This is a genomic window from Micromonospora endophytica (genome assembly GCF_003236305.1).
GTDB lineage: Bacteria > Actinomycetota > Actinomycetes > Mycobacteriales > Micromonosporaceae > Micromonospora > Micromonospora endophytica.
In genome coordinates this window covers 1-13,839 of the sequence record NZ_POTX01000170.1, presented here as the reverse complement: position 1 = coordinate 13,839, position 13,839 = coordinate 1, and the positions used below count along the sequence as shown (strand labels likewise).

Here is a 13,839-nt window from a genome sequence, read left to right as displayed (position 1 = left end):
GGTGCGGGGAGAGCGCGATCTTGGCGGGGATCGTGGTGGGGCCACCATCTGCCTGTTGGCGGTGGGTTTGGTGTTCGTCCTGGGTGGCCTCTTCGGTGCCGGGGTCGGCGCGGCCCGGATGGCCCGCCAGCAGGCCAGGGTCGCCGCCGATTTCGGCGCCTTGGCCGGTGCCGGCCGAGCCCTCCAGAACGAGCGGGCGGCGTGCGCTCGGGCCGCCGAGATCGTCGCCGCGAACGGTGCCCGGTTGATCCAGTGCCAACTCGACGGGCTCGACGTCCTGGTCACGGCCGAGCTGACTGTGGAGCCGCTGCCTGGGCTGCGGCGCAGTGCCACGGCAACCTCCCGAGCCGGCCCACTGCGCGGCTGAGCTCGCGAACCCGGCCCGCTACGTGGCTGAGCTCGCGAACCCGGCCCGCTACGCGGCTGAGCTCGCGAGTTGCGGCATCTTGGGTCTTCCCGCCTGTGGGAGGGCCCGACATGCCGCAAGCCGTGACTGCTGCGGCCGCCGAAAGACAGTGCGGAGCGTCATGCCGCGAGCCGAATGGCGGGAGGTCAGCTCAGCCGGCGTAGGCCATCCGTGATGGCCGTCCGGAGTTGTTCGCCGTACGCGTCTGCCGGCAATGCGGCGACATGCTCGGCCGCCTGCGCAAAGGCCGTACGCGCGGCGGCTGGGTTGCCCAGTCGTTCGTGCGCCGTCGCGATGCTGACGTGCAGCGACGGGTAGAAGGCGCTGACCCTTATGAGCCGGGAATGTAGGCGGGCGCTCTACGTTCTGGGTCGTCAATCCTCGTCGGTCGGGCTGCGGCGGTTCTCGGCGATCCAAGCCCGGACGGCCCTGCCATCCCAGACGCGGCCCATCTTCAACGTGACCAACGGGTCAGGGAATCCCTTGCGGCCCACGATGATCGTGGCGCGCTGCTTGCTGATCCCGCCAAGGAGGTCACGGATCTCATCCAGCCCCAGCAACTCCACAAAGCTGAAGCTATGGCCCGAGGGGATTGCTCCAGTCGCTACCGGGTGAGACAACTCGCGTGGGAGTTGCCCTCGTACAACCCTGCGTGATGCGATGGGTGCATGACGCGACGCATGGCGTACGCAGAGTATGTGTTGGCGCTGGCCGAAGACCTGGCGCGCAAGCACAGGCCGGTATGGTCCCTGCGACGGGCGAGGCGGGTGTGCTTGTGCGGGTCGCCGCTGCCATGCCGCGTGAAGCAGCGCGTTTTGATCAACCGGGGCCACTGGCGATGACCACACTCCGAGCCGGTGACCTGCTCCTGGTGGGTCGGGAGGCCAGCGTGCAGTTCATCAAGCCGATCTTGTTCCGCGTGATCCGCGTGCTCGACCGGCCCACCTACGACGGGTGGATTTGGCTGGCGGGCTACCAGGTCGACAACAGGGGAGACGCGGTGGACCGGCGGTCCATCTTCGTGATGAAGGCCGGGCTGCGCATTGCCCCGGCGCCCGTCGCGAGGAAACCGGGGCAACAGGGGCGCTTGAGATCATCGCAGAGACGCTAACCGGTCGCGAGGTGCACCCGGCCCGGGGTCAATCCTCCAGCGTGTCTTCGGATTATCGGGTGATCCTCGGTCCCGTCGTGCTCGTCCTTGCCACAGACGATGCACGGGTGATCGTCGGTGTTCACTTCTTCGCGGCTTTCTGGTGGCCCGAAGCGCCTCCCGGTGCCTGGCCCGGCCCTTGATGTCGGGGGTGTGGCCGCAGGCGGAGTGATCCAGTCGGTCGTTGTCGTTGAGCTGGGGCGTGAACTCCGGCTTAGCCGCGATGCACCACTGGACGTCGACCCGTTGCCGGAGAAGCTGCGCACGGTGGAGGTCAAGCCGCTGACTGAACGCCTCGGGACCGCTCAGGTCAGTCGGGTGAGGCCGTCGGTGATGGCTGTCCGGAGTTGGTCGCCGTACGCGCCTTCGGGCAGCGCGGGGACGTGCTCGGCGGCTCGCTCGAACGCGGCGCGTGCGGCCACCGGGTTGCCCAACTGTTCGTGCGCCCTCGCCACACTCACGTGCAGCGAGGGATAGAAGGCGGCGACGATCAAGCGGCGGCTGTCACAAATAGCAGGAGGTGCGTCGCCACCGCGGGTGGGGCCGCTACCGCATGGGTGGGCTGACGCGGGATGGGTCCGCTGCCCCCGGGGGTTGGCGCACCCCCGGGGAGATGATCAGCGGCCTTGCAGAGCGTCGAGGGCGATGGCCATGGCGATGACCAGGCGGCGGTCGATCTGAGGGTGCTGGATCTCCACGACGTAGCGGTCGCGTAGGCCCCACTTCTTGACCACTGTGAAGACCGGCTGGCCGCCCGCGACGAAGTCGAAATGGTACGGCAGCCAGGAGAGCGAGTCGACGAAGCGGCGCAGCAGCGCCACCGGGAAGCTGCGCTCCTGGCCGGTGACGGCGGGCAGGCCGGCCTGCTCGACGTGCCACGTCGAGCGGAGCAGGGACTGGGCGAAGTCCTTGCGGAACAGGCCGATCGGGGTGCCGGCGTGGTCGGTGACGTCGTACGTGGCGGCCAGGTCGAGCCGCTGCCGAGCCTTGAACCCGAGCAGCGGCTGCTGCTTCGAGTCGTCGGTGTAGATGGTCACCTGCTCCTTGAAGGCGAGCCGCTTCTGCTGGGCGAACGCCAGCAGCCCGCCCTCGGAGCCGTCCGGTGCGACGCTGTGCACCTCGTACTGGTTGACCATGAACCGGACCCGTTGGCGGATGTGGAACTGCTGCTGGGCCTGCAAGTTATCGGGCTGCATGAAGACTCCTCAATCGTGGTGCGCCGGAGTGTCGCACAGCCCGGCAAACGGCCGCCGCCCCAGAACGCGCCCCAGCACCCGGCCACGAACCCGCCGCAGAACCCGGCCACGAACCCGTGGCGCCCGGCCACGCACCCGTCGGCCGTCAGCGGACGCCGTCGACGGTCGACCGGTGGGCCCAGTTGGTGAGCAGTTGCTGGATGGTGCGGAGCCGTTCGTTGATCTGATCCAGCCGTTCGGCCTGGGCCAGGGTGGCGAGCGCCGTGCCCAGCGCGATCTGCTGGTCGGTGCTGAGTTTTTCCTGGTCGATGGTGTAGAGCAGGTCGACGGTCTCGGCGATGGTGTCGGCCACGGCCCCTCCTCACAGGCGCTGGCGGAACGAACAGGCGTCGATGGAAGCGCTCCCATCAATGCCCGAACGGCGCGCGTTTCATGCTTTCACCGGGGCAGGTTCGCCAACACCACGTCGAGCACCCGGACCGCGTCCGGTTTGGAGAGCGGATTGTTGCCGTTCCCGCACTTCGGTGACTGCACGCAGGACGGGCACCCCGCCTCGCAGCCGCACTCGCTTATCGCGTCGCGGGTGGCCCGCAGCCAGGAGGCGGCCATGCCGTACGCCCGCTCGGCGAAGCCCGCCCCGCCGGAGTGGCCGTCGTAGACGAAGACGGTAGGCGCCTCGGTGTCCGGATGCACCGCCGTGGAGAGGCCGCCGATGTCCCACCGGTCGCAGGTGGCCACCAGCGGCAGCAGCCCGATCGCGGCGTGCTCGGCGGCGTGCAGCGCCCCCGGCACCTCGGCCGGGTCCACCCCGGCCGCGGCCAGCGACTCGGGGGAGAGGGTGAACCAGACCGCGACGGTACGCAGCTCCCGTACCGGCAGGTCCAGCGGACGGGTGTCGATCACCTCGCCGGTGGCGATCCGGCGGCGTTGGTACGACACCACCTGATTCGTCACGTCCACCTCGCCGAGGAACAACCCGACCGGCCCGGCGTCGACGTACGAGCGCACCGACACCACCGACAGCGAGGTGACGTCCCGGGCGTGGGTGGACCAGTCCGGCTCCTCGGGGTGCACCAGCGCGCAGCCGTCGTCGAGGTCGAGCGTGTCCACCACGTACGACACGCCCTGATGCAGGTAGACCGCGCCGGGGTGGAGCTGGACGTGTGAGGAGCCGCCGTCGACGGTGCCGAGCAGGCGGCCGGTCGCCGCCTCCACCACGCAGACCGGTGCGCCGCCCTCGCCGCGCAGATCCACCTCGGGCCGCTCCCGGTGCCGCCAGTACCAACCCGTCGGCCGTTGCCGCAGCGCGCCCGCCTGCACCAGCGCCTCGACCGCCTCCTTTGCGCCGTCGCCGAAGAGTTCCAGGTCGGCGGCGGTCAGCGGGGCCTCGGCCGCCGCGCAGGCGAGCTGCGGGCCGAGCACGTACGGGTTGGCCGGGTCGAGCACTGTGGCCTCCACCGGTGCCCCGAACACTGCCTCCGGATGGTGCACCAGGTAGGTGTCCAGTGGATCGTCCCGGGCCACCAGCACCGCCAGCGCCTCCTGGCCGGAACGCCCGGCCCGGCCGGCCTGCTGCCACAGCGAGGCCCGGGTGCCCGGGTAACCGCAGATCAACACCGCGTCCAGGCCGATCAGGTCGACGCCCAGCTCCAGCGCGTTCGTCGAGGCCAACCCGAGCAGGTCGCCGTGCAGCAACGCGCGCTCCAACTCGCGGCGTTCCTCGCGCAGGTACCCGGCCCGGTAGGCGGCGACCCGCGCACCGAGCCCGGGGACCGCCTCGTCCAGGCCGCGCCGGGCACTTGTCGCCACCACCTCCGCGCCGCGCCGCGAGCGGACGAAGGCCAGCGTGCGTACGCCTGCGGCGACCGTATCGGCGAGCAGGTCGGCGGTCTCCCGCAGCGCCGACCGGCGCACCTGGGTGAGGTCCACGACCTCCGCCGGGCCGCCGTCCCGGGCCGCGGAACCGGCCACGGAACCGGCCGCGGAACCGGCCGCGGAACCGGCCGCGGAACCGGCCGCGGAACCGGCCGCGGAACCGGCCACGGAGCCAGTCGGGCGGCGGGACATCGGGGACGCGGTCGGCTCGGTGGGCAGCAGGGGTGGCTCCCAGAGCGCGAACGTCACACCGGCCCGGGGCGAGGTGTCCTCGGTGACCGCCGCCACCGGCAGCCCGGTCAGCCGTCCGGCCGCGGCGGCCGGGTCGCCCGAGGTGGCGGAGGCCAGCACGAATGTGGGGCCGCCCGCCCGGTTGTAGCGGGCGCACTGGCGGCGCAGCCGGCGCAGCACGTGCGCCACGTGTGAGCCGAACACCCCCCGGTAGACGTGGCACTCGTCGATCACCACGTGGGTCAACCGACGTAGGAAACCGGACCACTGCGCGTGGCCGGGGAGGATGCCGTGGTGCAGCATGTCGGGGTTGGTCAGCACGAACCGGGCGTGCCGCCGGATCCACTCCCGTTCGGCGCGCGGGGTGTCACCGTCGTAGCAGGCCGGACGTACCCCGTCGAGGTCGAGCGCGGCGACGGCGCGCAACTGGTCGGCGGCGAGCGCCTTGGTCGGTGCCAGGTAGAGCACCGTGGCGCGGGGATCGGCGAGCAGGGTGGCCAGCGCGGGCAGTTGGTACGCCAGGGACTTGCCGGACGCGGTGCCGGTGGCCACCACGACGTGCTGCCCGTCGTACGCCAGGCTGGCCGCCTCGGCCTGGTGCCGCCACGGCGTCGCCACCCCCCGACGGGCGTACGCGGCGCGCAGTTCCTCCGGAACCCATCCGGGCCAGGGTGCCGGCACGCCGGTGCGCGGCGGCACCCGTTCGACGTGGGTGACCGGATCGGTGGGGTGTCGCTGCCGTAACCGGCGGAGCAGGGCGTCCGGCGTGACGGCCGCAGCCGCGACCGGGCCGGGGCCCGGTGGCCGCTCGGCGCCACGGCCGGCGGATACGCTGGCTGCCGAGGTCACGTCCTGCACTCTCGCACTGGTGTTCGGAAATCGGAAATCGGCGGGCCGGGCAAGGTCGGACCGGTCCGGGTGAGTCGTCGGCCGGACTCCCGGGTAGTGGTTAGATGCCATGGAGCTTACGGCTGCGCGAGGAGGGGACCGATGGAGCTGTCGCTGGCGACCCGCACCGTGGGAGAGCACACGGTGCTCGAGGTCGGCGGTGAGGTGGACGTCTACACCGCCCCTCGGCTGCGCGAGCGGCTGCTTGAGCTGATCGACGGCGGGGCGCGGCACGTGGTGGTCGATCTCGGCCGGGTGGACTTCCTCGATTCCACCGGGCTGGGCGTGCTCGTCGGCGCGCTCAAGCGACTGCGTACCGCGGACGGCACCTTCGCCCTGGTCTGCGACAAGGAGCCACTACTCAAGATCTTCCGGATCACCGCGCTGGACCAGGTGTTCCCACTGCACCCCACTGTCGAAGCGGCGACCGGCGCCGGCGCGTGATGGCCACCGTCCGACTCTCCTTCTCACCGGCTCCGGTGCACGTGCGGACCGCTCGCCTGGTGGGGGTGGCGGTCGCCCGTAGGGCCGGGGTCCGCGAAGATCTGCTCGACGAGGTGCGGCTGGCCATCGGCGAGGCGTGCACCCGCGCGGTCGCCCTGCACCGGCAGTACGGCGTGGCCGACCCGGTGCTCGTGGAGATGTCCGACTCCGGGACGTACGCGGTGCGGGTGGTGGACCGGGCCCCGATCGAGGCGAGCATCGGCCTGCACGCGCTGGACGCCGACGAGTTGGCGAACGAGTCGCTGAACGAGGACGATCTCACCACCGGCGTCGGCTTCGCGCTGCTCGCCGGCTTCGTCGAGGATCTTCAGGTGCGTCCGGTGGACGAGGGCATCGGCACCGAGGTCCGGATGGTCTGGCCGCTGAACCGCTGACCCCCCGCGCCACCGCATCGCCGATATCAAGACCGTGCCGCCGTGTCCCCGCCAGGGGATACGGCGGCATTGTCATGGACCCGCTCCTATATCAGATTTCGGTTCATAACACAGCGATGAAGATCATCGAGACGCGGCGGCACCTCGGTGTGACCTCGAACACGACGGAGGGCTACAGTACGCGGGTTGTCAGCAAGTGATCCATCGGGCTGCCAGCGCAGATGGGCGTCCGTCGCTGGCTCGCCGGGTGGTCCGGCACGCACTTGCGGTACTCGCATCCAGGCGTCGGTCGGTGCGTCTCCACCGGCCGACGCGTTGTTCGGCACAGGAGGACACAGATGTCCGACAACTTGGCCGCCGAGGGCGGCGGCGCGATCTCCCTCACCGGAGCAAACGTCACGTACGTCGTCATCGCCGCGGTGATCGCGCTGGTCGCACTCGCCTTCGCCGCCGCGTTGACGAAGGCCGTGCTGGCGGCCGGCAAGGGCACCACCAACATGCAGGAGATCTCCGGGGCTGTTCAGGAGGGCGCCTCGGCCTACCTGCTCCGGCAGTTCCGCACCCTGGCGATCTTCGTGGTGGTCGCCGTGGTCCTGCTGTTCCTGCTGCCGGTGCACCAGACCGAGGGCAGCGAGACCGCGGTGAAGCTCGGCCGCTCGCTCTTCTTCGTGGTCGGTGCCGGGTTCAGCGCCTTCATCGGCGGCGCCGGCATGTGGCTGGCCACCCGGGCCAACCTGCGGGTGGCCGCCGCCGCCCGGGAGCGGGAAGGCGGCCGGGAAGCGGCCATGAAGATCGCCTTCCGGACCGGTGGCGTGGTCGGCTTCCTCACCGTCGGCCTCGGCCTCTTCGGTGCCGCACTCGTCGTGCTGATCTTCCGGGGCGACGCGCCGACCGTGCTGGAGGGCTTCGGTTTCGGCGCCGCGCTGCTGGCCATGTTCATGCGGGTCGGCGGCGGCATCTTCACCAAGGCCGCCGACGTCGGCGCCGACCTGGTCGGCAAGGTCGAGCAGGGCATCCCCGAGGACGACCCGCGCAACGCCGCCACCATCGCCGACAACGTGGGCGACAACGTCGGTGACTGCGCCGGCATGGCCGCCGACCTGTTCGAGTCGTACGCGGTCACCCTGGTCGCCGCGCTGATCCTGGGCCGGGCCGCGTTCGGCACCGACGGCCTGGTGCTGCCGCTGATCATCTCCACCATCGGGGTGCTGGTCGCCATCATCGGCGTCTTCATCACCAAGCTGCGCGCCTCGGACCGCAACGGTCTGACCGCGATCAACCGGGCCTTCTACCTCTCCGCGTTGATCTCGGCGGTGCTGGTCGCGGTGGCCTCGTTCGCCTACCTCCAGCCGTCCTGGGCCGCCCAGCTCGGCGACGACTGGCGGACCGCGCTCGGCGTGGAGGGCGGCGACCCGCCGTTCGGCCCGCGCGGTGTGGTCATCGGCGCCGTCATCATCGGCATCGTGCTGGCCGCCGCGATCCAGGCGCTGACCGGCTACTTCACCGAGACCGACAAGCGCCCGGTGCAGGACATCGGCAAGAGCTCGCAGACCGGTCCGGCCACCGTCATCCTCGCCGGCATCAGCGTCGGTCTGGAGTCGGCGGTCTACTCGGCGCTGCTCATCGGTGCCGGCGTCTTCGGCGCCTTCCTGCTGGGCGGCGGCTCGATCACCCTCTCGCTGTTCGCCGTGGCGCTGGCCGGCACCGGCCTGCTCACCACCGTCGGCGTGATCGTCGCGATGGACACCTTCGGGCCGATCTCCGACAACGCCCAGGGTGTGGCCGAGATGTCCGGCGACATCGACGAGCACGGCGCGCGGACGCTCACCGAGCTGGACGCCGTCGGCAACACCACCAAGGCGATCACCAAGGGCATCGCGATCGCCACCGCGGTGCTGGCCGCGACCGCGCTGTTCGGCTCGTACACCGACACGCTGCGCATCGCGTACGCCGACGCCGGGGTGACCGACGTCAGCGCCGAGATCCTCAACGCGCTGAACGTGGCGAACCCGCAGAACCTGGTCGGCCTGATCATCGGTGCGGCGGTGGTGTTCCTCTTCTCCGGCCTGGCCATCAACGCGGTCTCCCGCTCGGCAGGTGCCGTGGTGATGGAGGTCCGCCGGCAGTTCCGCGAGCTGCCCGGGATCATGGACCGCACCCAGCGTCCGGAGTACGGCAAGGTCGTCGACATCTGCACCCGGGACGCGCAGCGCGAGCTGCTGACCCCCGGCCTGCTGGCGATCCTGGCACCGATCGCGGTCGGCTTCGGCCTCGGTCCCGGCGCGCTGGCGTCGTACCTGGCCGGCGCGATCGGGACCGGCACGCTGATGGCGGTCTTCCTGGCCAACTCCGGTGGGGCCTGGGACAACAGCAAGAAGATGGTCGAGGACGGCGCGTACGGCGGCAAGGGCTCCCCGGCGCACGAGGCGACAGTCATCGGCGACACCGTCGGCGACCCGTTCAAGGACACCGCCGGCCCGGCCATCAACCCGCTGCTCAAGGTGATGAACCTGGTCTCGCTGCTGATCGCCCCGGCCGTGGTGGCCTGGAGCATCGGCGACGACCGCAACGTCGGCCTGCGGGTGACGATCGCGGTGGTGGCGACGCTCGTCGTCGTCGCCGCGGTGGTCTACAGCAAGCGCAAGAGCGTGGTGATGGGCGAGGACTCCGGTGGGACCGGTTCCGGTGCGGGCGACCCGCGTCCGGAGCAGATCAAGGCCTGATCAGGCTGTTCCTCCCGGTCCCCGGTCGGCGGCAGCGCCGGCCGGGGACCGTCGTGTTCGGCCGGGGTCGACCGGCTGACCGGTGCCGGCGGGTGACGGAGCACGTACGCTGCAACGCATGCGTACGTGCCGGGCGGCGGCGGCCGGAAAGCTCATCACGGTCCTGGTCACGTTGGCCCTGCTGGCGGCCTGCGGGTCCAGCGGCCCGAGCCCGGCAGCCTGGGCCGCGTCGGTGTGCTCGGCGTTGACCCCGTGGCGGGCCGAGATCAGCAAGCTGACCAGCAGCACCAACGAGCAGATGACTGCGCAGACCACCCCCGCGCAGGCCAAGGAGAACCTGGTCCGTCTCTTCGGTGGGGCCGAGCAGGCCAGCGAGGACGCCCGGCGCAAGGTCGAGCAGGCCGGCGTGCCGGAGGTCGAGCACGGCGAGGAGATCTCCGCCGGTTTCCGCGCCTCGCTGGCGTCGATGCGCGACGCGTACGGCCAGGCCCGGACCACCATCGACGGGCTGAGCACCGGTGAGGCCGGCGTCTTCTACGACGGTGTCCGGGCCGCGGTGGAGGTGCTCAAGCAGGAGTACGACGCGAGCGGACTGGACACCAGCCAACTCAACTCCGAGGAGTTGAAACGCGCCTTCGACGAGGTACCCGAATGCCGGTGAGGGGCTCTGGTGAGCCACCGGCGGCGCAACCGCTGCCGGTGACCTTCCCGGTGCCCGACCCTCCCCGGCCGAAGGCGCGGCGACCCACCGGGGCCGCCGAAGCGCCGGCCGGGGAGCGGCAGTTGGTCTTCTTCGGCGCGGAGACCGGTGAGCCCGCCGTCGCCGACCTCGCCGGGCTGCTCGTCGGACCGGGAGAGGTGCACCGGATGGGGGGCACGGCCCGGTTGTCGCTGGTGGTGGACGCCGGATGGCGGGTGCACGTGCTCGTCGCCGAGCTGGCCCAGCGGGGCGTACGCGCCAGCTGGGCACCCACCGAGGACCAGCGGTACGCGGTACGCACCGCGTACACCCGCACGCTCGTGCCGTTGGCGGCGGCGTGGCTGCGCGGTACGACGCAACATCCACCCGCCGGTTTCCCCCTCGACGGTCGGCGGCTGCGGCTCTGGCTGGCCGCGGCCGGGGTGGCCGACCCGCCGGACTTCCTGCTGCGGCTCGGCGGCACCGACCCGGTGGGCTGGACGGTGATCGGCGGTGCGCTGGTCGCGGCCGGGCTGGGCGGTGAGCTGATCGAGCCCGGTGCGGGCGGTCCGGCGTACCGGATCATCGGCCGGCGCGGCACCCAGCGGCTGGCGGAGCTGGTTGGTGAACGGCCGTCCGCAGCTCCACCGACGGCCTGGCCGACCCGCGACTGACGGTGACCCGAGCCGCGCCAGCTGTCCGATGCGAGACAGCCGCGTGTCACGGAACACAGCGCGAATCGGCCGGTTTCTACCTCCACCGATGGGCTTCCCGGGTCACAGTGTCCCGCTGGACGCCCTACCCAGGGTGTACGGTGACGCCGTCCGGGGCGAGCACAGATCGTCCCGGGCGGATAGCCGTCCGCGAAACCCGAAACCCGGACGGCGCGTTACGTTGGACATCCGGACCGTGGGGTACCGGAGGGTCGAGTGCGCCCGGAGGCGGGCGTGGCCACGGCCACGAGCAGGAAAGAGGTCGAAACAGACGTGCCGAGCAACGCTGGAACCACCCGCCTGGTCATCGTCGAGTCTCCGGCGAAGGCCAAGACGATCTCGGGCTACCTCGGCCCGGGGTACGTCGTGGAGGCCAGCTTCGGGCACGTCCGCGACCTGCCCCGCAACGCCGCCGACGTGCCGGCGAAGTACAAGGGTGAGTCCTGGGCCCGGCTCGGGGTCGACGTCGACAACGGCTTCCACGCCCTCTACGTCGTCTCCGCCGACCGCAAGCAGCAGATCAGCAAGCTGACCAAGCTGGCCAAGGAGGTCGACGAGATCCTCCTCGCCACGGATGAGGACCGCGAGGGCGAGGCGATCGCCTGGCACCTGGTGGAGACCCTCAAACCGAAGGTGCCGGTCCGGCGGATGGTCTTCCACGAGATCACCAAGCCGGCCATCCAGGCGGCGGTGGCCAACCCCCGCGAGATCGACCGGGACCTGGTCGACGCCCAGGAGGCGCGGCGCATCCTGGACCGGCTCTACGGCTACGAGGTCTCCCCGGTGCTGTGGAAGAAGGTCATGCCGAAGCTCTCGGCGGGCCGGGTGCAGTCCGTGGCGACCCGGATCGTGGTCGAGCGGGAACGGCAGCGGATGGCCTTCCGCACCGCCGAGTACTGGGACATCCTGGCCACGCTCGCCGTGACGAACGCCGGTGAGGGCCCGCGCACCTTCAACGCCACACTTGTCGCCCTCAACGGCGACCGGATCGCCACCGGCAAGGACTTCGAACCGACCACGGGTCGGGTTCGCGCCGGTGCGGGAGTCGTGCACCTCGACGAGGGCGGTGCCCGGGGGCTGGCGGCCCGGCTCGACGGGCGGCCCTTCACCGTCACCCGGGTCGAGGAGAAGCCCTACCGCCGCCGCCCGTACGCGCCCTTCATCACCTCGACCCTCCAGCAGGAGGCGGCCCGCAAGCTGCGGTTCTCGTCGCAGCAGACGATGCGTACCGCGCAGCGGCTCTACGAGAACGGCTACATCACCTACATGCGTACCGACTCGGTGAACCTGTCGGAGACCGCCATCGCGGCGGCCCGCCGGCAGATCGTCGAGCTGTACGGCGAGCGCAGCGTGCCGCCGGAGCCGCGCCGCTACACCGGCAAGGTGAAGAACGCCCAGGAGGCGCACGAGGCGATCCGCCCGGCGGGCGACAACTTCCGCACCCCCGGCGACGTGGCCAAGGAGCTGTCCGGCGAGGAGTTCAAGCTCTACGAGCTGATCTGGCGGCGCACCATCGCCTCGCAGATGACCGACGCGGTCGGCTCCAGCGTCTCGGTGCGGATCCGGGCGGTTTCCTCCGCACAGGAGGAGGCCGACTTCGGCGCCACCGGCAAGACCATCACCGACCCTGGCTTCCTGCGCGCGTACGTCGAGTCCAGCGACGACGAGAACGCCGAGGCCGAGGACGCCGAGCGGCGGCTGCCCAACCTGGTCAAGGACCAGCCGCTGACCGCCGACGAGCTGGCCGCCCAGGGCCACCACACCCAGCCGCCGTCGCGCTACACCGAGGCGTCGCTGGTCAAGGCGCTGGAGGAGCTGGGCATCGGCCGCCCCTCCACGTACGCCTCGATCATGCAGACCATCCAGGACCGTGGATACGTCGTCAAGCGCGGCCAGGCGATGATCCCGTCGTTCCTGGCGTTCGCGGTGATCGGGCTGATGGAGCGGCACTACCCGCGCCTGATCGACTACGACTTCACCGCCAGCATGGAAAACGAGCTGGACGAGATCGCCGGCGGCGACCACGCGGCGGTGGACTTCCTCACCGCGTTCTACTTCGGCACCACGAACGGTGTCGGTGACCAGGACATCGCCCGTTCCGGCGGGTTGAAGAAGCTGGTCACCGAGAACCTCAGCGACATCGACGCGCGCAGCGTCAACTCGATCCCGCTCTTCACCGACGACGAGGGGCGTGAGGTGGTGGTGCGGGTCGGCCGTTACGGGCCGTACCTGCAACGGGCTGTGCCCGGCGAGCAGCCCGCACCGGCCGGTGAGGGCGAGGAGGGCGGCGGCCAGGGTGACCGGGCACCGATCCCGGAGGGCCTGGCGCCGGACGAGTTGACCCCGGAGAAGGTGCACGAGCTGTTCCTCGGCGGCGGCGGCGAACGCAAGCTCGGCGACGACCCGGCGACCGGGGAGCCGATCCTGCTCAAGTCCGGCCGGTACGGCCCGTACGTGGCAAGTGGCGAGCGCAAGTCCTCGCTGCTGCGCACCCAGTCACCGGACTCGCTCACCCTCGACGAGGCGCTCAAGCTGCTCAGCCTGCCCCGCCTGGTCGGGGTCGGCCCGGACGGTGCCGAGGTGATCGCCAACAACGGCCGCTACGGCCCGTACGTCAAGCGTGGTGACGAGTTCCGCTCGCTGGACGCGGAAGAGAAAATGTTCACCGTCACGCTGGACGAGGCACTGGCCCTGCTGGCCGCCCCGAAGACCCGCCAGCGCCGGGCCGCGGCTCCGCCGCTGCGGGAGATGGGCGCCGACCCGCTCACCGAGAAGCCGCTCGTCATCAAGGATGGCCGGTTCGGCCCGTACGTCACCGACGGCGAGACGAACGCCTCCCTGCGGCGCGGCCAGACCCCCGAGGCGCTGACCTTGGAGGAGGCATCCGAGATGCTCGCCGAGAAGCGCGCCAAGGGCCCCGCCCCCAAGAAGGCCGCCAAGAAGGCCCCGGCGAAGAAAACCCCCGCCAAGAAGACCACCGCCACCAAAACCACCGCCAAGAAGGCCCCCGCGAAGAAGACCTGATCCACCCGAATCTTGTTGCGGAACTGCCCCCAGGGGGGCGCTTTCGCACCAAGATCTCTCGGCTGTCCACAGGGGC

Annotated in this window: 13 protein-coding genes; 8 read left to right on the top strand and 5 right to left on the bottom strand. The window is 71.0% G+C overall.

From position 1 onward, the window contains the following. Position 1: 1 nt before the first annotated feature. Positions 2–367, top strand: a complete 366-nt coding sequence (locus C1I93_RS21490; protein ID WP_111245099.1) for an Rv3654c family TadE-like protein — start codon at positions 2–4, stop codon at positions 365–367. Between the two features lie 413 nt (positions 368–780). Here the strand turns inward: C1I93_RS21490 and C1I93_RS21480 are convergent, their stop codons facing one another. Next, a complete protein-coding gene (locus tag C1I93_RS21480) occupies positions 781–972 on the bottom strand; it encodes a hypothetical protein (protein ID WP_111245098.1) in 192 nt (63 codons plus the stop codon). 272 nt (positions 973–1,244) lie between these two features. Between C1I93_RS21480 and C1I93_RS21475 the strand changes: the two genes are divergently transcribed. After that, entirely contained in the window at positions 1,245–1,517 is a 273-nt protein-coding gene (locus C1I93_RS21475; RefSeq protein ID WP_111245097.1) for a hypothetical protein, read from the top strand. Between the two features lie 344 nt (positions 1,518–1,861). Here the strand turns inward: C1I93_RS21475 and C1I93_RS21470 are convergent, their stop codons facing one another. From C1I93_RS21470 to C1I93_RS21455, 4 genes are all read right to left on the bottom strand, one after another. Further along, positions 1,862–2,017, bottom strand: a complete 156-nt coding sequence (locus C1I93_RS21470) for a hypothetical protein (protein WP_181445266.1) — start codon at positions 2,015–2,017, stop codon at positions 1,862–1,864. A 156-nt stretch (positions 2,018–2,173) separates the two neighbouring features. Continuing rightward, positions 2,174–2,752, bottom strand: a complete 579-nt coding sequence (locus tag C1I93_RS21465) for an LURP-one-related family protein (protein WP_111245096.1) — start codon at positions 2,750–2,752, stop codon at positions 2,174–2,176. A 145-nt stretch (positions 2,753–2,897) separates the two neighbouring features. After that, complete coding sequence (locus tag C1I93_RS21460) at positions 2,898–3,104, bottom strand: hypothetical protein (protein ID WP_111245095.1); 207 nt, start codon at positions 3,102–3,104, stop codon at positions 2,898–2,900. 86 nt (positions 3,105–3,190) lie between these two features. Continuing rightward, entirely contained in the window at positions 3,191–5,614 is a 2,424-nt protein-coding gene (locus C1I93_RS21455) for a DEAD/DEAH box helicase (protein WP_111245101.1), read from the bottom strand. A 234-nt stretch (positions 5,615–5,848) separates the two neighbouring features. Between C1I93_RS21455 and C1I93_RS21450 the strand changes: the two genes are divergently transcribed. The 6 genes from C1I93_RS21450 to topA all read left to right on the top strand — a co-directional run bounded on the left by C1I93_RS21450 (position 5,849) and on the right by topA (position 13,763). Then, the gene (locus tag C1I93_RS21450; RefSeq protein WP_111245094.1) at positions 5,849–6,190 is read left to right on the top strand and encodes an STAS domain-containing protein; all 342 of its coding nucleotides are present in this window, start codon (positions 5,849–5,851) and stop codon (positions 6,188–6,190) included. Then, complete coding sequence (locus tag C1I93_RS21445; RefSeq protein WP_111245093.1) at positions 6,187–6,624, top strand: ATP-binding protein; 438 nt, start codon at positions 6,187–6,189, stop codon at positions 6,622–6,624. The genes C1I93_RS21450 and C1I93_RS21445 overlap by 4 nt, the downstream gene beginning before the upstream one ends. A gap of 338 nt (positions 6,625–6,962) precedes the next feature. Further along, complete coding sequence (locus C1I93_RS21440) at positions 6,963–9,347, top strand: sodium-translocating pyrophosphatase (RefSeq protein ID WP_111245092.1); 2,385 nt, start codon at positions 6,963–6,965, stop codon at positions 9,345–9,347. 118 nt (positions 9,348–9,465) lie between these two features. After that, positions 9,466–10,008: a hypothetical protein gene (locus C1I93_RS21435; RefSeq protein ID WP_111245091.1), complete on the top strand. Its 543-nt coding sequence runs from the start codon at positions 9,466–9,468 to the stop codon at positions 10,006–10,008. Further along, on the top strand, positions 9,999–10,700 hold the full coding sequence (locus C1I93_RS21430) for a hypothetical protein (protein WP_181445265.1): 702 nt from the start codon (positions 9,999–10,001) through the stop codon (positions 10,698–10,700). The genes C1I93_RS21435 and C1I93_RS21430 overlap by 10 nt, the downstream gene beginning before the upstream one ends. Before the next feature lie 312 nt (positions 10,701–11,012). After that, on the top strand, positions 11,013–13,763 hold the full coding sequence (gene topA / locus C1I93_RS21425; protein ID WP_111245090.1) for a type I DNA topoisomerase: 2,751 nt from the start codon (positions 11,013–11,015) through the stop codon (positions 13,761–13,763). The last annotated feature ends 76 nt before the right edge of the window (positions 13,764–13,839 follow it).

Coding starts and splice junctions, on each gene's coding strand:
- C1I93_RS21450 (WP_111245094.1), top strand. CDS start 5,849: ATGGAGCTGTCGCTGGCGACCCGCACCGTGGGAGAGCACACGGTGCTC.
- C1I93_RS21430 (WP_181445265.1), top strand. CDS start 9,999: ATGCCGGTGAGGGGCTCTGGTGAGCCACCGGCGGCGCAACCGCTGCCG.
- C1I93_RS21435 (WP_111245091.1), top strand. CDS start 9,466: ATGCGTACGTGCCGGGCGGCGGCGGCCGGAAAGCTCATCACGGTCCTG.
- C1I93_RS21465 (WP_111245096.1), bottom strand. CDS start 2,752: ATGCAGCCCGATAACTTGCAGGCCCAGCAGCAGTTCCACATCCGCCAA.
- C1I93_RS21440 (WP_111245092.1), top strand. CDS start 6,963: ATGTCCGACAACTTGGCCGCCGAGGGCGGCGGCGCGATCTCCCTCACC.
- C1I93_RS21475 (WP_111245097.1), top strand. CDS start 1,245: ATGACCACACTCCGAGCCGGTGACCTGCTCCTGGTGGGTCGGGAGGCC.